Genomic DNA, 14,654 nt, shown 5'->3' with positions numbered 1-14,654 from the left:
CTGTCAGCCGCCGCTGACAGCGAATGGGTGTCGCGACGGACAAATCCCCGCAGTTGCAACTGTATGGTTTCGTATGCAACTCAAGGGGTTTCTCATGCGTGTTTCCTTCTTCAGCGAACAGCCGAACCCGAAGTGGACCGACGAAACCCTGCCAGTCGAGCTGCGCAAGCAGATCCTGGCGGATGAATTGCGCCGCGTGACCCGGCATACGCAGGGCCCCGCGGCCACGCCGACCGCGCGCAGCGCAGCGCCGGCGCAGCGCACGGAGCACGCGACTTAGGTCCGGTTCACGGGCCGCTCGGCGCTCAATCCATCTTGATGTTGCCCGCCTTGATCACGCGGGCCCACTTCTCCACCTCGGACTTCTGAAACGCCGAGAGCTCGGCCGGCGTCATGCCACCGGGCTCGACGCCCTGGGCAAGCAGCTGGGCGCGCAGGGCGGGGTCCTGCACCGCCTTGATGAACTCGCCGGCCAGCCGGTCGACGATGGGCTTGGGCAGGCCGGCGGGGGCGAAGATCGCCTGCCACGAAACGATCGAGAAACCGGGCAGCACTTCCGCGATGGCGGGCACGTCGGGCAGCGACGAGGCGCGCTGTTCCGAGGTGACACCCAGCGCGCGCAGCTTGCCTGCCTTGATCTGCGGCAGGGCCGGCGCGAGGTTCTCGAAGATGATGTCCGCGCCTTGTCCCGACAGCAACGCGTTCAGCGATTCGGCACTGCTCTTGTAAGGCACGTGGGTCATCTTGCCGCCGGTGAGCTGCTCGAGAACACGCCCGAGGGGTTCTTGTCTCCTGCTCTTTGAATTGGATGGCAGCTCAGGTCCGCGATGACCTGCGACCATGAGACGGCGAGTGCGTCGTCTCTTATCAGTTGTCATACAAGTATTGCCATAGCGATCGTGTCGCCGGAAGAGGGGTTTACCCCTGACCATTCCTGGCGCCCGGGCTGCAGGGGCGCGACGCGGTTCGCTCCGACTTCACTTGCACCTGCCAAAACCCGCTAGTGCCGCCGGCCTCGCGGAAGTCCGCTAAAGCCCCTCGCGATCCATCGGACATCGTTGGCAGACCTCCGTCACTGGTTGTACGATGTCCTATCTCTTGAACGGAAGCACCATGTCGCCCAATGAATTGAAGAAGGCCCTGTCCACCGGCTTGCTGTCCTTTCCCCTGACCGACTTCGACAGCGAACTGCGCTTCGAGCCCAAGGGGTATGCCGGCCGCCTCGAGTGGCTGATGCCTTATGGCGCGACGGTGCTGTTCGCCGCTGGCGGCACGGGCGAATTCTTCTCGCTGGAGCCGCAGGAATACGCGGCGGTCATCAAGACCGCAGCCGAGACCTGCAAGGGCCGCGTGCCGATCGTCGGCGGCGCCGGCGGCGGCACGACCCTGGCCATCAAGTACGCGCAGGAAGCCGAGCGCAACGGCGCCCAGGGCGTGCTGCTGCTGCCGCACTACCTCACCGAAGCGACCCAGGAAGGCCTGGTGCTGCACATCGAGGCCGTGTGCAAGAGCGTGAAGATCGGCGTGATCGTCTACAACCGCGGCGCCACGCGCCTCACCGCCGAATCGCTGGCCCGGTTGGCCGAGCGCTGCTCCAACCTGATCGGCTTCAAGGACGGCACCGGCGACATCGAGCGCGTCGTGGCTATCCGCCAGAAGCTGGGCGACCGGCTGGTCTACATCGGCGGCATGCCGACGCACGAGGTCTATGCCAACGCCTACAAGGCGCTCGGCGTGCCCACCTATTCGTCGGCGATCTTCAACTTCATTCCGCGCACCGCGATGGAGTTCTACAACGCCTACTGGGCGGGCGACACGGCCACCACCGGCCGCCTGATCGACGAATTCTTCCTGCCCTACCTGGCCATCCGCGCCAAGGGCGAAGGCTATGCCGTGTCGATCGTCAAGGCCGGCGCCACCATCGTCGGCAAGAGCGCCGGCCCGGTGCGCCCGCCCCTGTCGGACCTGAAGCCGCAGGAAGTGGAAGAACTCGCGGCCCTGATCCGCAAGCTGGGCCCGCAGTGAAGAAGCAGCAAGCAAAAAGCAGAGACATGATGATCAAGAAGACCCTGATCGGCCTGGCCCTCGCGGCCGCCGCCACCGTGAACGCCTTTGCGGCCTATCCGGACAAGACCGTCACCATCGTCGTGCCCTTCCCGCCGGGCGGCTCGACGGACGCGATCGCGCGCGTGGTGGCGCAGAAGCTGAACGAGAAGTTCCACCAGAGCTTCATCATCGACAACCGGGCAGGCGCCACCGGCACGATCGGGGCGGCCTTCGTCAAGCGCGCGCCGGCCGATGGCTACACGCTGTTCATCTCCTCGCTCGGGCCGTTCGTGATCACGCCGCACCTCCTCAAGAGCGTGCAGTACAACGCGCTGAAGGACTTCGATCCGATCACGATCCTGGTGCAGGCGCCCAACGTGCTGTGCGTGCCCGTGAACTCGCCCGACAAGACGGTGGCCGACCTGCTCGCCCACCTGAAGAAGGACCCCGGAAAGGTGAGCTTTGCGTCCTCGGGCGCGGGCTCTTCGGACCACCTCTCGGCTGAACTGTTCTGGCAGCAGACGCACACCGAGGGCCTGCACGTTCCGTACAAGGGCGGCGGCCCCGCGATCACCGACCTGCTGGGTGGCCAGGTGAACGCGGCCTTCGTCAACATCAACAGCATCCTGCCGCAGATCAAGGGCGGCAAGGTCCGCGCGCTGGCCATCTCCTCCGACAAGCGCTCGCCGCTGCTGCCCGACGTGCCGACCCTGGCCGAACAGGGCATCAAGGGCGCCGAGGTCGAGTCTTGGCAGGCGGTGGCCGCGCCCAGGGGCATCCCGGCGGACGTGAAGGCGAAGTTGCATGACGCGATCGTGGCCGCGCTGAACGAGCCGGACGTCAAGGACAAGCTGCTTGCCCTGGGCTTCGAGATCGTCGGCGACTCGCCCGATCACTTCGCGAAGTACCAGGCCTCGGAGTACGAGCGCTGGAAGCGCCTGATCGAGACGCGCAAGATCTCGGCGGACTGATGACCGCTCCCGTCGTCAAGAGCATGCGTGTGGTCCCGGTCGCCGGCCGGGACGGGATGCTGCTGAACCTCTCGGGCGCGCATGCGCCCTTTTTCACGCGCAACATCGTCATCGTCACGGACAACGCTGGCCACACCGGGCTGGGCGAAGTGCCGGGTGGCGAGAGGATCCGCCAGACGCTGGAGGACGCGCGTCCCCTGGTGGAAGGCCAGACCGTCGGCAACCTGCAGGCGATCCTGAACGCGATGCGGACCCGGTTTGCCGATCGCGATAGCGGCGGCCGCGGCAACCAGACCTTCGACCTGCGCACCACCGTCCATGCCGTGACCGCCGTCGAATCCGCACTGCTCGACCTGCAGGGCCAGCACCTGGGCGTGCCGGTCGCGGCACTGCTGGGTGAAGGCCAGCAGCGCGATGCGGTGCAGATGCTCGGCTACCTGTTCTACGTGGGCGATCGCAAGAAGACCAAGCTGCCGTACGCGAGCGAACCGCAAGCCCAGGACGACTGGCTACGCCTGCGCCATGAAGAAGCGCTGACGCCCGAGGCCGTCGTGCGCCTGGCCGAAGCGGCGCAGCAGCGCTACGGCTTCCAGGACTTCAAGTTGAAGGGCGGCGTGCTCGCGGGCGATGCGGAAGTCGAAGCGGTGACCGCCCTGCACGAGCGCTTCCCGCAAGCCCGCGTCACGCTCGACCCGAATGGCGCCTGGTTGCTCAAGGACGCGATCCGTCTCGGCCACAAGATGCGCGGCGTGGTCGCTTATGCCGAAGACCCGTGCGGCGCCGAGGAAGGCTTCTCCGGCCGCGAGGTGATGGCGGAATTCCGTCGCGCCACCGGCTTGCCCACCGCGACCAACATGGTGGCCACCGACTGGCGCCAGATGGCGCATTCGCTGGCGCTGCAGTCCGTGGACATCCCGTTGGCGGATCCGCACTTCTGGACGATGGCCGGCTCGGTGCGCGTGGCGCAGACCTGCCGCGACTGGGGGCTGACCTGGGGCTCGCACTCCAACAACCACTTCGACATCTCGCTGGCGATGTTCACGCACGTGGGCGCCGCCGCCCCCGGCAAGGTGACGGCCATCGACACGCACTGGATCTGGCAGGACGGCCAGCGCCTGACCAAGGATCCGCTGAAAATCGTGGGCGGCTACGTGCAGGTGCCCAAGCAGCCGGGTCTCGGGATCGAGATCGACGAAGCCGAACTGGAAAAGGCCAACCGCCTGTATCAGCAGCATGGACTGGGCGCGCGCGATGATGCGATGGCGATGCAGTTCCTGGTGCCGGGGTGGAAGTTCGATCCGAAGAAGCCTTGTTTGGTCCGATAGACAATCTCACGCCGGGCCGAGCCCGCAACCGACAACCATGTCGTTGCGGGCTTGACCCGCAATCCAGGCGGCGCTCGAGCAAGCGCCGCCTGGATCCCGGCTCGAGGCCGGGATGACATCCATCGACATCCAACGGAAACCCCGCATGTTCAAGAACCTCATCAACGGCGAGTGGGTCTCCGGCCCCCGCGCCTCCCGCAACATCAATCCCTCGGACACGCGCGACCTGGTCGGCGAGTACGCGCAGGCCGATGCCGAGCAGGCGCGCGCCGCCATCGGCGCAGCGGTCAAGGCGCAATCCGCCTGGGGCCTTTCCACGCCGCAGCAGCGCTTCGACATCCTCGATGCCGCGGGCAGCGAGATCCTCGCGCGCCGCAACGAACTGGGCGACCTGCTCGCGCGCGAAGAAGGCAAGACCTTGCCCGAAGCGATCGGCGAAGTCGCGCGTGCCGGCAACATCTTCAAGTTCTTTGCCGGCGAAGCGCTGCGCACCAGCGGCGACGTGGTGCCTTCCGTGCGCCCGGGCGTCGGCGTCGAAGTGACGCGCGAGCCGGTCGGCGTGGTCGGCCTGATCACGCCCTGGAACTTCCCCATCGCGATTCCGGCGTGGAAGATCGCGCCCGCCCTGGCCTACGGCAACACCGTCGTGCTCAAGCCCGCCGACCTGGTGCCGGGCAGCGCCTGGGCCATCGCCGACATCCTGCACCGCGCGGGCCTGCCGGCCGGCGTGTTCAACCTGGTGATGGGTCGCGGCTCGGAAGTCGGGCAGGTGCTGCTCGATGACCAGCGCGTCAACGCGATCAGCTTCACCGGCTCGGTCGCCACCGGCCAGCGCATCGCGCAGGCCTGCGTCGCGCGCATGGCGAAGTTCCAGCTCGAGATGGGCGGCAAGAACCCGATGATCGTGCTCGATGACGCGGACCTCGACGTCGCCGTCAATGCCGCGATCAACAGCGGCTTCTTCTCCACCGGCCAGCGCTGCACGGCGTCCTCGCGCCTGATCGTCACCGAAGGCATCCACGACCGCTTCGTCGATGCCATGGCCAGGCGCATCCAGACCTTGAAGGTCGACGACGCGCGCAAGGCCGGCACCGACGTCGGCCCGGTGGTCGACGAGAAGCAGCTCGCGCAAGATCTCGAATACATCGCCATCGGCAAGCGCGAAGGCGCGCGCCTGGTCGCGGGCGGCGAAGCGATCTCGCACAACGCCGACGGCGCACCCGGCTACTACCTCGAGCCCGCCCTGTTCGCCGACACCACGCAGTCCATGCGCATCAACCGCGAAGAGATCTTCGGTCCGGTGGTGAGCGTGATCCGCGCGAAGAACTACGACGAGGCGCTGGCCCTGTCCAACGACACCGAGTTCGGCCTGGCCGCCGGCATCGCCACCACCTCGCTGAAGTACGCCACGCACTTCAAGCGGCATTCGCAGGCCGGCATGGTGATGGTCAACCTGCCGACGGCGGGCGTGGACTACCACGTGCCCTTCGGCGGTCGCAAGGGCTCCAGCTACGGCCCGCGCGAGCAGGGCCGCTATGCCGCGGAGTTCTACACCACCGTCAAGACGGCCTACACGCAGGCCTGACATCGGCAGCGCCCCCCGGGGCGCTTTTCGCTTTCTGCAGGAGACAAACCATGAGCTTCACCCGCCGCCAGATCCTCGCCGGCACCGCCGCCGCCCTTGCCGCCCCCGCCTTTGCGGCGGACGCCTGGCCGTCCAAGCCGATCCGCCTCATCGTGCCCTTCCCGCCCGGCGGCTCCTCGGACATCATCGCCCGCATGATCGGCAACCAACTGGCCGAGGCGCTCAAGCAGCCCGTGCTGGTGGACAACAAGTCCGGCGCCAACGGCAACCTGGGCGCCGACTACGTCGCCAAGGCGCAGCCCGATGGCTACACGGTGCTGCTGTGCGACGTCGGCGCGCTGGCGATCTCGCCCTCCGTCTACACCAAGCTGTCCTTCGATCCCTCCAAGGACCTGCGCGGCGTGACCATGCTGGCCTATTCGCCGCACCTGCTGGTGGTGAACCCCTCGGTCCCCGTGAAGAACCTGAAGGAGCTGGTGGCCCTGTCGAAACAGAAGGAACTGAACTTCGCGACCAGCGGCACCGGCGGTGCGAACCACCTCGCCGGCGTGGCGCTGCAGCAGGCCACCGGCGCTCGCTGGCAGTACGTGCCGTACAAGGGGGGCAGCCAGGCGATCCAGGACACGGTGGCCGGCCAGTGCGAGCTCATGATGAACGGAATGCTGGCAACGCTGCCGCACGTGCAGAGCGGCAAGCTCAAGCTGCTGGGCGTCTCCAAGGGCACGCGCATGCCCCTGATCGGCGACGTGCCCACCATCGCGGAACAGGGCGTCCCGGGCTACGAGACCGGCACCTGGCAGGGCGTACTGGCGCCGCGCGGCACGCCGGAAGCGATCGTGCAGAAACTCAACATGGAACTGGTGCGCGCGATCCGCGGCGCCGACGTGCGGGCGCGCCTCGCGGGCCAGGGCGCCGAGGTCGTCACCATGAGCCCGGTGCAGCAGGACCAGTTCTTCGACAAGGAACGCAAGCGCTGGGCCAAGGTGGTCGCCTCCGCGAACATCCACGCCGACTGACCATGGCCAGCGATCCGCTCTACATCACGATGCACGCGGCGGACAACGTCGCGATCGTCGCCAACGACGGTGGCCTGCCCGCCGGCACGCAATTCCCTTCGGGCCTGGTGCTGCGCGAGAAGGTGCCGCAAGGCCACAAGGTTTCGCTGGTCGACATTCCGGAAGGTAGCGCCGTGCGCCGCTACGACGTGACCATCGGCTACGCACTGCAGGACATCGCCGCGGGCAGCTGGGTGCACGAGCGCCTGCTGCGCATGCCGGCGGCGCGCAGCCTCGATGACCTGCCGTTCGCCACCGCGGTGCCCGTCGACGGCACGCCACTGGCAGGCTACAGCTTCGAGGGCTACCGCAACGCGGACGGGTCGGTGGGCACGCGCAACATCCTGGCCATCACGCAGAGCGTGCAGTGCGTGGCCGGCGTGACGCGCTTTGCCATCGATCGCATCCGCTCCGAGCTGCTGCCGAAGTACCCGAACGTCGACGGTGTGGTGGCCCTGGAGCATGGCTACGGCTGCGGCGTGGCCATCGACGCGCCCGATGCGGTGATCCCGATCCGCACGCTGCGCCACATCAGCCTGAACCCGAACTTCGGCGGCGAGGTGATGGTGGTGAGCCTGGGCTGCGAGAAGCTGCAACCGGAGCGCCTGCTACCTCCGGGCAGCATCGCCATCGTCGACCAGCGTGGCGAGCCCGAGCCGCTGGACGTCGTCTGCCTGCAGGACGAGGAGCATGTCGGCTTCATGTCCATGGTGGAGTCGATCATCCGACAGGCCGAAGTGCACCTGCGGCGCCTGGACCGGCGGCGCCGCGAGACCGTGCCCGCCAGCGAACTGGTGGTGGGCGTGCAATGCGGCGGCAGCGATGCCTTCTCCGGTGTCACGGCCAATCCGGCGGTGGGCTTCTGCACGGACCTGCTGGTGCGCGCCGGCGCGACCGTGATGTTCTCGGAGACCACCGAAGTGCGCGATGGCGTGGCGCAACTCACGGCGCGCGCAGCGACGCCGCAAGTGGCCGAAGCGATCGTGCGCGAGATGGCCTGGTACGACGCCTACCTGCAGCGCGGCAGCGTCGACCGCAGTGCCAACACCACGCCCGGCAACAAGAAGGGTGGCCTGTCGAACATCGTCGAGAAGGCGATGGGCTCGATCGTGAAGTCAGGCACTTCGCGCATCGATGGCGTGATTGCGCCGGGCGAGAAGATCAGGGGCAAGGGGCTCTATTACGCAGCGACGCCGGCCAGCGACTTCATCTGCGGCACGCTGCAACTCGCGGCCGGGATGAACCTGCACGTCTTCACGACGGGCCGCGGCACGCCCTATGGCCTGGCCGAAGTGCCGGTGATCAAGGTGGCGACGCGCAGCGATCTTGCCCGCCGCTGGCATGACCTGATGGACATCAACGCCGGGACCATCGCGGAAGGCAAGGCGACGATCGAGGAAGTGGGCTGGGAGATGTTCCGCCTGATGCTCGACGTGGCGAGCGGGCGCAAGAAGACCTGGGCCGAACAATGGAAGCTGCACAACCAGCTGGTGCTGTTCAACCCGGCGCCGGTGACTTGACGCGCAAGATGTTGTGCATGTCATCCCGGGCATGACCCGGGATCCACGGCGGTTTGTGCATCAGCGCCGCGTGGATTGCGGGTCAAGCCCGCAATGACATCCGAAAGGCTTGCCTCAGTTCGACCCCGACTTAGGCTCCTTCGGATCGGACTGCAGTTCCTTGCCGCCCTCCCGTGCCAGGCGTACCGTCTCGTCCAGCACCTTGTCGTCGGAGGCGCTGGGAATCGGCTCGTCTTCGTGCATCGTTCCGTCGTTCTCCGCTTCCTGGCCTCGTTGCTTCTCGGTGGGCATGTGCGCTCCTTGGATGGGTCGCGCCATCGTTGGGCGGCACTCACCCTGCGGGCGTAGTCGCCGACCTGAGCTCAGCGTCAGCCGTGGCCTGCATACCCGTTCAGGGCAATGATGAGTGCGGAGGTGGCGTGACATTCTTGAACGCAGAAGACGCAGAAGCTGCGCAGAAGACGCCGAAAAAGTCAGAAGACCAATCCAAATGGATTTTCTTCTGCGACTTCTGCGTTCAAAGTTCTCCGCCCAGAACAGTGCTCATTCCTTCGTCACGCGGAGGAAGGAATCGAGAATATGGAAGTGATCGTCGTGGAACTCCTGTTCGAGCGACGGCAAGTCGACGATGGGCGCCCAGAGCGCTTGCGCCGCGTCGTCGCTGCCCGCGATCTCCGGGCGTAGCCGGTCGCCCAGATCGAAGAAGAAGGCATGCGTGATCACGCGGCCGCGCTGGCTGCGGTCGGGGTGGTCGAACACCCGCGTGGCCTGCAGCGCATGCTCCATCTCCTGCGGCAGCAGCGCAAAACCGGTCTCCTCCTCCAGCTCGCGCAGCGCCGATTGCCAGGCCGTTTCGCGCTGCTCGATGAAGCCGCCCGGCATCGCCAGCAGGCCCTTGCCCGGCGCGCGGCCGCGACGGATCAGCAGCACACGGTCGCCGATCTTCACCACGGCATCCACCGTCACGAACACCGGCGGATAAGGCGAGCCTGCCCACTTGTCGTGCTCCAGCGCCAGCTCCGCCCATTCCGAACGCAGTCGCTGCAGGAAGGGCAGTTGCGCCCACGCGCGCAGGAAGTCGACCGTGCTGGGCGGCACCTGCGAGGCCAGCGCCGCCAGCGCGCTCTCGACCGACTCGCCCGAATACAGCACGGCGCGCAATGCCTTGCCATGCACTTCGCCCTGGCGGCCCAGGTCGTGCATCGTCCAGCCGGGAAAGGCATCGAGGTAATCGCTGGTGGGGTCCTTGTGATGGCCCACCAGCACGACGCGGGCACGCGGCCCGGCAAGCCTGGCCATGGCGGCTTGCACGGCTGCCACCCAACGCTGCTCGTCGTAGACGTCGCGCACCGGCAGGAAGTCCACGCGGCCGCGCTCTTCCTCGCTCAGCGCGAGCCGGATCTGCTCGACGCGCTCGGCAAAAGTGAAGGGATTGCGCGGCGACCGCGCCTGCCAGGCCGAGCCCACCAGTACGGCGCAGCGTGGTGCCAGCCGCAGCGCCTCGCGCAGCAGCGCGAGCTGCGCGTTGTGGAACAGCTGGAAGCGGCCTATGCAGGCCGCCCATTCGAAGGTGGGCTGCGTCATTTGGCGGATTGTCCCTGTGCTTGGCGCACAGGGGATCCAGGCCAAGCGAAGACTGCGCGGAATAACATGCAGCGCAGTCTCCCTTGCGATCAGGATCCGGCTCTGCCGGGCCTGATCGCACCGATCAACAACTAGAAGCGGCCCAGGCCGGCGAAGGTGCTGGCCTCGGCGGAGGCGTGCGGCGGCAGCGTGATCGACGCGCAGGTGACCGTCTCCTCGTCGAGCTCGGTCATCACCAGGCCGCCGCGCACGTGCTCGGCGATCGTGTCGCCCAGCGCGTTGTAGGTCTCGCCGCAGACGTAGATCGTGCCGGGCACGGACTCGGCCACCGCGAGTTCGGCGCGCTCGATCTCGGGCCCGACCAGGATGCGGCGCACCACGCCGTCGATCTCGACGACGGCAACCGTTCCCGCCACGCTGGTCACGGCGGTGCGAACACTGCGCCCGGCCGACAGGCGCTGCAGCACCAGGGCGGCGCGCACGGCGGCCGTCGGGCTGCGGAAGGACAGCAGCAGATCGGACGTGGTCGTCGGCTGCTCTTCGGCGCCGAGGCGGTCGGCCAGCAGTGTCTTCTCTTCGGCGCTGATCGTCCCCAGCGGCGAATCGCTGGCCAGCACGGTGTAGCGCATGGCCTCGAAGCGCACATTGGCCTGGGCTGCGTCCAGGAAGATCGCGCGCCACACGTTCACGTCGGCGTGCCGCAGCAGGCGCTCGGACAGGGCTTCCATCGTCGCGGGCCCAACGTCCGCACGGGGATTCGTCATTGGTTTCCTAGTCTCGTCTGATGCGGCACTCGGCTCTACCGCGTTGTTTCCAATTGTTGCTGCGACCGACGAGATGGACAAGGAGCCACTTCCCTATGCGGCACTGGAGTTCTGCGTAACCCCTATGGGCTATGCGCGGCTCAGGACGGCTGCATCAGCAGGCGCACCGTGCGCTGTCCGACGCGGCGCCCCGGCGGCAGGCCCTTGGCCGCGCGTTCCTTTTCGATGGCGTCGCGCGTCCTGCGGCCCATCACGCCATCGGGCACGATCTCGGTATAGCCCTTCTGCACCAGCCACGCCTGCAGTTCGTGCACCTGCGCGCGCGTGAGGCCGGGGTCGTCCGTGGGCCAGGGCGTGACGAAGTCGTGGCCGCCCGCCATCTTGCGCGCCAGCAACGCGACCTCCATCACGTAGCGCTCCGAGCGGTTGTAGCGCAGGAGGGTGTCGAAGTTGCGCGTGACGAGGAAGGCCGGTCCGGGCAGTCCCACCGGCAGGAAAGGATAGGCCTCCGGGTCGCCCGCCACCTGCAGCGGCTGGCTCGTGCCGTCGCCAGCGAGGGCGCGCCAGCCCGCCGCGTTCCATTGCGACAGAGGCTTGGCGCGATCGCTCAGCCGGATCGACTTGCCGGTCGCGGCGAACTCGGCGCGCTGTTCGGGCGGAATGGCCACCTCGATATAGACCGGCGCGCCCATGGTCCAGCCGCCGCGCTGCTTGAGGTGGTTGGCCGCGGTGGCCCAGGCGTCGGGCTCGGAATGGATGATGTCGGGAATGCCGTCGCCGTCGAAGTCCACGGCCAGCTGCTCGAAGCTGTCCGGCTCGAACTGCGTGCGGCCGAAGGCGCCCGCCCAGGAGCCTTGCCAGCCTTCGGTGGGCACGCGTTTGTCGCGCACCACGCGCACCGCCGCAAAGGCGCGTTCGCGCGCGCTGCAGGAGCCGCGCGCGGTGGCGGTCTCCGGGCAGGGCCGCAGGCAGGCCAGGCTGAGCGCCGCATTCAGCACCGGGATCTTCCCCTGCGCCGGGCCGAAGTTGGTCTCGATCCCGTAGATCGCGATGACGATCTCGCGCGGCACGCCGAACTGCGCCTCGATGCGGTCCAGCGTGGGCGCGCTGCGCGCCAGCACGGCGCGGCCGGCCTCGACGCGATCCTCATCGGTCGTTGCGGCAAGCTCGTCCCACCAGAAGGTCGGCTCGGTCGTGGTGACCAGCAGCGACTGCCGCACGCGGTCGTCGTATTGCGCGGTGCCGGCAATGCGCTCGAAGTCGGCGCGCGCGAGCGGCCGGCCGGCCAGGTCGGTCTGCCCGGCCAGCTGCTGCACGCAGGCGGAGAACTCCTCGGGCGCCATCGGTTCGTTGAGGGAAGCCGCCTGCGCAGCGGCGACGGCCAGGAGGCCGAGCGCGGCGAGGCCGGCACGAACGCGGAAGGAAGAGGAGTGGGCCATGGCTTCGGTCCAGTATAGGAAGCACCCCGCGCTGGCGGGGCTCGCTGTAACCGTCGCCTCCTTACACTGTCGGCCTTTCGAGGAGACAAAACCTGATGAAGAAGTTGCTGCCCCTGCTGCTGGCCACGCTGGCCACCGCCGCCTCCGCCCAGTCCTGGCCCAGCCATGCAGTCACCATCGTCGTGCCCTTCCCGCCCGGAGGCGGCACCGACACCGGCACCCGCATCCTGGCCGAGCAACTCGCGCGCAAATGGGGCCACCCGGTGCTGGTCGACAACCGCGGCGGCGCGGCCGGCCTGATCGGCGCCGATTTCGTCGCCAAGGCCAGACCGGACGGCTACACGCTCCTCATGGGGAACATCGGCACGCAGTCGATCAATCCGTCGCTGTACCCGAAGATGAACTACGACGCGGACAAGGCCTTCGCGCCGGTGGGCCTGGTGGCCGAACTGCCGCTGGCGATGATGGTCAATCCGGCCGTGCCGGCCAGGAACGTGCGCGAGTTCGTGGCACTGGCAAAGGCGCAGCCGGGCCAGCTGACGTACAGCAGCTCGGGCGCCGGCGGTGGCCCGCACCTGGCCGCGGAGATGTTCAAGGACGCCACCGGCAGCTTCATCCTGCACGTGCCCTATCGCGGCGGCGGGCCGGCGATCGCCGACCTGCTGGCGGGCCATGTGCAGCTGTCCTTCATGACGGTGCTCGAGGCCAGCGGCCAGATCAAGGCCGGCAAGCTGCGCGCGCTGGCGGTGACCAGCGACAAGCGCGTGAGCGCGCTACCCAACGTGCCGACGCTGGCGGAGTCCGGCCTGCCCGGATTCAACAGCATCTCCTGGATCGGCCTGCTGGCACCGGCCGGCACGCCCAGGGACCTGGTCGAGAAGATCTCCGCCGACGTGCGAGAGGTGGTGGGGCGCGACGACGTGAAGGACAAGCTGGTGCAGCTCGGGGCCGTGCCCGCCGCCGGCACGCCGGCCCAGTTTTCCACCTTGATCGACAATGACAGGAAGCGCTACGCCCAGATCATCCGCGAACACAAGATCACCGTGAACTGACATGAACCCACGTCCCGTCCTGCTGCAATCCCTGTCCCTGCTGCCCACGCTCGAGCGGCAACTCGCCGAGAACTACACGGTGCATCGCCTGCCGTCCGCCGGCGCCGAGCGCGACGCCTTCCTCGCCGCACGCGGCAGCGAGTTCGATGGCCTGGTCACCTCCGCGGCCGGCGGCGCCAACGCCGCCTTGATCGCTGGCTTGCCGAAGCTGCGCGTGATCTCGAGTTTCGGCGTCGGCCTCGACCAGATCGACGTGGCAGCGGCCAGCCGCCGCGGCATCCCGGTGGGCTACACGCCCGACGTGCTGAACGACTGCGTCGCCGACCTCGCCTTCGCCCTGCTGCTGGCGATCGGCCGCCGCATTTCGGAGGGCGATCGCTTCGTCCGTGCCGGCCGCTGGGCAGCCAAGCCCGCAACGCCCTTCCCGCTGGGGCGGCAGGTGAGCGGCGCCAAGCTGGGCATCGTCGGCCTCGGCCGCATCGGCCGCACGATCGCCAGGCGCGCCAGCGGCTTCGACATGCACGTGCGCTATCACAGCCGCCGGCCGGTGGAAGCCGTCGCCTGGGACCATGAGCCCCAGCTGCTGGAACTCGCGCGCTGGGCCGACTTCCTGGTGGTGATCACCGCCGGCGGCGCCGAGACGCGCCACCTGGTGAACGCCGAAGTGCTGGATGCGCTGGGCCCCAAGGGCTTCCTCGTCAACGTCGCCCGCGGCACTGTGGTCGACGAAGCGGCGCTGGTGCGCGCGCTGCAGGAAAAGCGCATCGGTGGCGCGGCACTGGACGTGTTCGAACGCGAGCCGCATGTGCCGCCCGAGTTGTTCACGCTGGACAACGTCATCGTGGTGCCGCACATCGCGAGCGCCACGGTGCAGACGCGCGAGGCGATGGCGCAACGGGTGGTGGACAACCTGGCGGCGTTCTTCGCGGGCAAGCCGCTCCCGAGCGCCGCGCCGACCGCCTGATCGTCCTGGATGTCATCCCGGGCGTGACCCACTGCTGTCCGGAATCCCGCAGCATTGCTGCTTGGCGCTTGCGCCACTTCCGCTGTTAAGCAGCAGGGCGGTCGCGCAAGACACTGTGCGGTGCGGGCCCGCGGGGTGGCGTCCCGATCGCGTGAACGCGCTCGGGCAAACCTGCGCTGGCCGGTCTTGCGGCCCACGCGAAGAACTCGTCTGCAGCTTGGCCTGCGGCCCAACTGCGAACTCGACCAGCTTCGCGAATCAGAGACGTACGCGCTCCTCGATACGCGCTGCGCGCTCTCGTAGGAGCGCTGGGCCGCAAGACCGGCCAGCGCAGGCGCCACCCCTTTAT

14 protein-coding genes are annotated in these 14,654 nt (G+C 68.0%); 9 read left to right on the top strand and 5 right to left on the bottom strand.

Annotation, left to right across the window (positions count from 1 at the left end):
- Window positions 1-94: 94 nt before the first annotated feature.
- On the top strand, window positions 95-280 hold the full coding sequence (locus tag JWP60_RS23560) for a hypothetical protein (protein WP_299796951.1): 186 nt from the start codon (window positions 95-97) through the stop codon (window positions 278-280).
- Between the two features lie 25 nt (window positions 281-305).
- Here JWP60_RS23560 and JWP60_RS23555 read toward each other — a convergent pair whose 3' ends face one another.
- Window positions 306-842 (bottom strand): tripartite tricarboxylate transporter substrate-binding protein, encoded by a 537-nt coding sequence (locus tag JWP60_RS23555; protein WP_299796948.1) that lies wholly within the window; start codon window positions 840-842, stop codon window positions 306-308.
- Between the two features lie 271 nt (window positions 843-1,113).
- Here JWP60_RS23555 and kdgD point away from each other — a divergent pair, with 271 nt between their 5' ends.
- The 6 genes from kdgD (at window position 1,114) to garD (ending at window position 8,502) form a co-directional block, all read left to right on the top strand.
- Window positions 1,114-2,025, top strand: a complete 912-nt coding sequence (gene kdgD / locus JWP60_RS23550) for a 5-dehydro-4-deoxyglucarate dehydratase (protein ID WP_299797237.1) — start codon at window positions 1,114-1,116, stop codon at window positions 2,023-2,025.
- Window positions 2,026-2,057: 32 nt separating this feature from the next.
- Entirely contained in the window at window positions 2,058-3,017 is a 960-nt protein-coding gene (locus JWP60_RS23545; protein ID WP_299797235.1) for a tripartite tricarboxylate transporter substrate binding protein, read from the top strand.
- The gene (gene gudD / locus JWP60_RS23540) at window positions 3,017-4,342 is read left to right on the top strand and encodes a glucarate dehydratase (protein WP_299796945.1); all 1,326 of its coding nucleotides are present in this window, start codon (window positions 3,017-3,019) and stop codon (window positions 4,340-4,342) included. Before JWP60_RS23545 ends, gudD begins: the two co-directional genes overlap by 1 nt.
- 145 nt (window positions 4,343-4,487) lie before the next feature.
- Window positions 4,488-5,927, top strand: coding sequence for an aldehyde dehydrogenase family protein (locus JWP60_RS23535; protein ID WP_299796942.1), 1,440 nt, complete (start codon window positions 4,488-4,490; stop codon window positions 5,925-5,927).
- Between the two features lie 50 nt (window positions 5,928-5,977).
- Window positions 5,978-6,943, top strand: a complete 966-nt coding sequence (locus JWP60_RS23530) for a tripartite tricarboxylate transporter substrate binding protein (protein ID WP_299796940.1) — start codon at window positions 5,978-5,980, stop codon at window positions 6,941-6,943.
- A 2-nt stretch (window positions 6,944-6,945) separates the two neighbouring features.
- On the top strand, window positions 6,946-8,502 hold the full coding sequence (gene garD, locus JWP60_RS23525; protein WP_299796937.1) for a galactarate dehydratase: 1,557 nt from the start codon (window positions 6,946-6,948) through the stop codon (window positions 8,500-8,502).
- A 114-nt stretch (window positions 8,503-8,616) separates the two neighbouring features.
- Here the strand turns inward: garD and JWP60_RS23520 are convergent, their stop codons facing one another.
- The 4 genes from JWP60_RS23520 to JWP60_RS23505 all read right to left on the bottom strand — a co-directional run bounded on the left by JWP60_RS23520 (window position 8,617) and on the right by JWP60_RS23505 (window position 12,289).
- On the bottom strand, window positions 8,617-8,793 hold the full coding sequence (locus JWP60_RS23520; RefSeq protein ID WP_299796934.1) for a hypothetical protein: 177 nt from the start codon (window positions 8,791-8,793) through the stop codon (window positions 8,617-8,619).
- Between the two features lie 252 nt (window positions 8,794-9,045).
- Window positions 9,046-10,086: an NUDIX domain-containing protein gene (locus JWP60_RS23515; RefSeq protein WP_299796932.1), complete on the bottom strand. Its 1,041-nt coding sequence runs from the start codon at window positions 10,084-10,086 to the stop codon at window positions 9,046-9,048.
- A 131-nt stretch (window positions 10,087-10,217) separates the two neighbouring features.
- Window positions 10,218-10,850, bottom strand: a complete 633-nt coding sequence (locus tag JWP60_RS23510) for a hypothetical protein (protein ID WP_299796929.1) — start codon at window positions 10,848-10,850, stop codon at window positions 10,218-10,220.
- 140 nt (window positions 10,851-10,990) lie between these two features.
- On the bottom strand, window positions 10,991-12,289 hold the full coding sequence (locus JWP60_RS23505) for a lytic murein transglycosylase (protein WP_299796926.1): 1,299 nt from the start codon (window positions 12,287-12,289) through the stop codon (window positions 10,991-10,993).
- Window positions 12,290-12,384: 95 nt separating this feature from the next.
- On the opposite strand from JWP60_RS23505, the gene JWP60_RS23500 reads away from it, so the two are divergent.
- Both JWP60_RS23500 and JWP60_RS23495 read left to right on the top strand, forming a co-directional pair.
- Window positions 12,385-13,341: a tripartite tricarboxylate transporter substrate binding protein gene (locus JWP60_RS23500; RefSeq protein ID WP_299796923.1), complete on the top strand. Its 957-nt coding sequence runs from the start codon at window positions 12,385-12,387 to the stop codon at window positions 13,339-13,341.
- A 1-nt stretch (window position 13,342) separates the two neighbouring features.
- Window positions 13,343-14,305: a 2-hydroxyacid dehydrogenase gene (locus JWP60_RS23495; RefSeq protein WP_299796921.1), complete on the top strand. Its 963-nt coding sequence runs from the start codon at window positions 13,343-13,345 to the stop codon at window positions 14,303-14,305.
- The last annotated feature ends 349 nt before the right edge of the window (window positions 14,306-14,654 follow it).

Origin of the sequence: Ramlibacter sp., from assembly GCF_028291745.1 — a bacterium.
Classification (GTDB): Bacteria; Pseudomonadota; Gammaproteobacteria; order Burkholderiales; family Burkholderiaceae_C; genus Ramlibacter.
The sequence above is the reverse complement of the archived record's forward strand: the minus strand, read 5'-3'. Positions and strand labels throughout refer to the sequence as shown.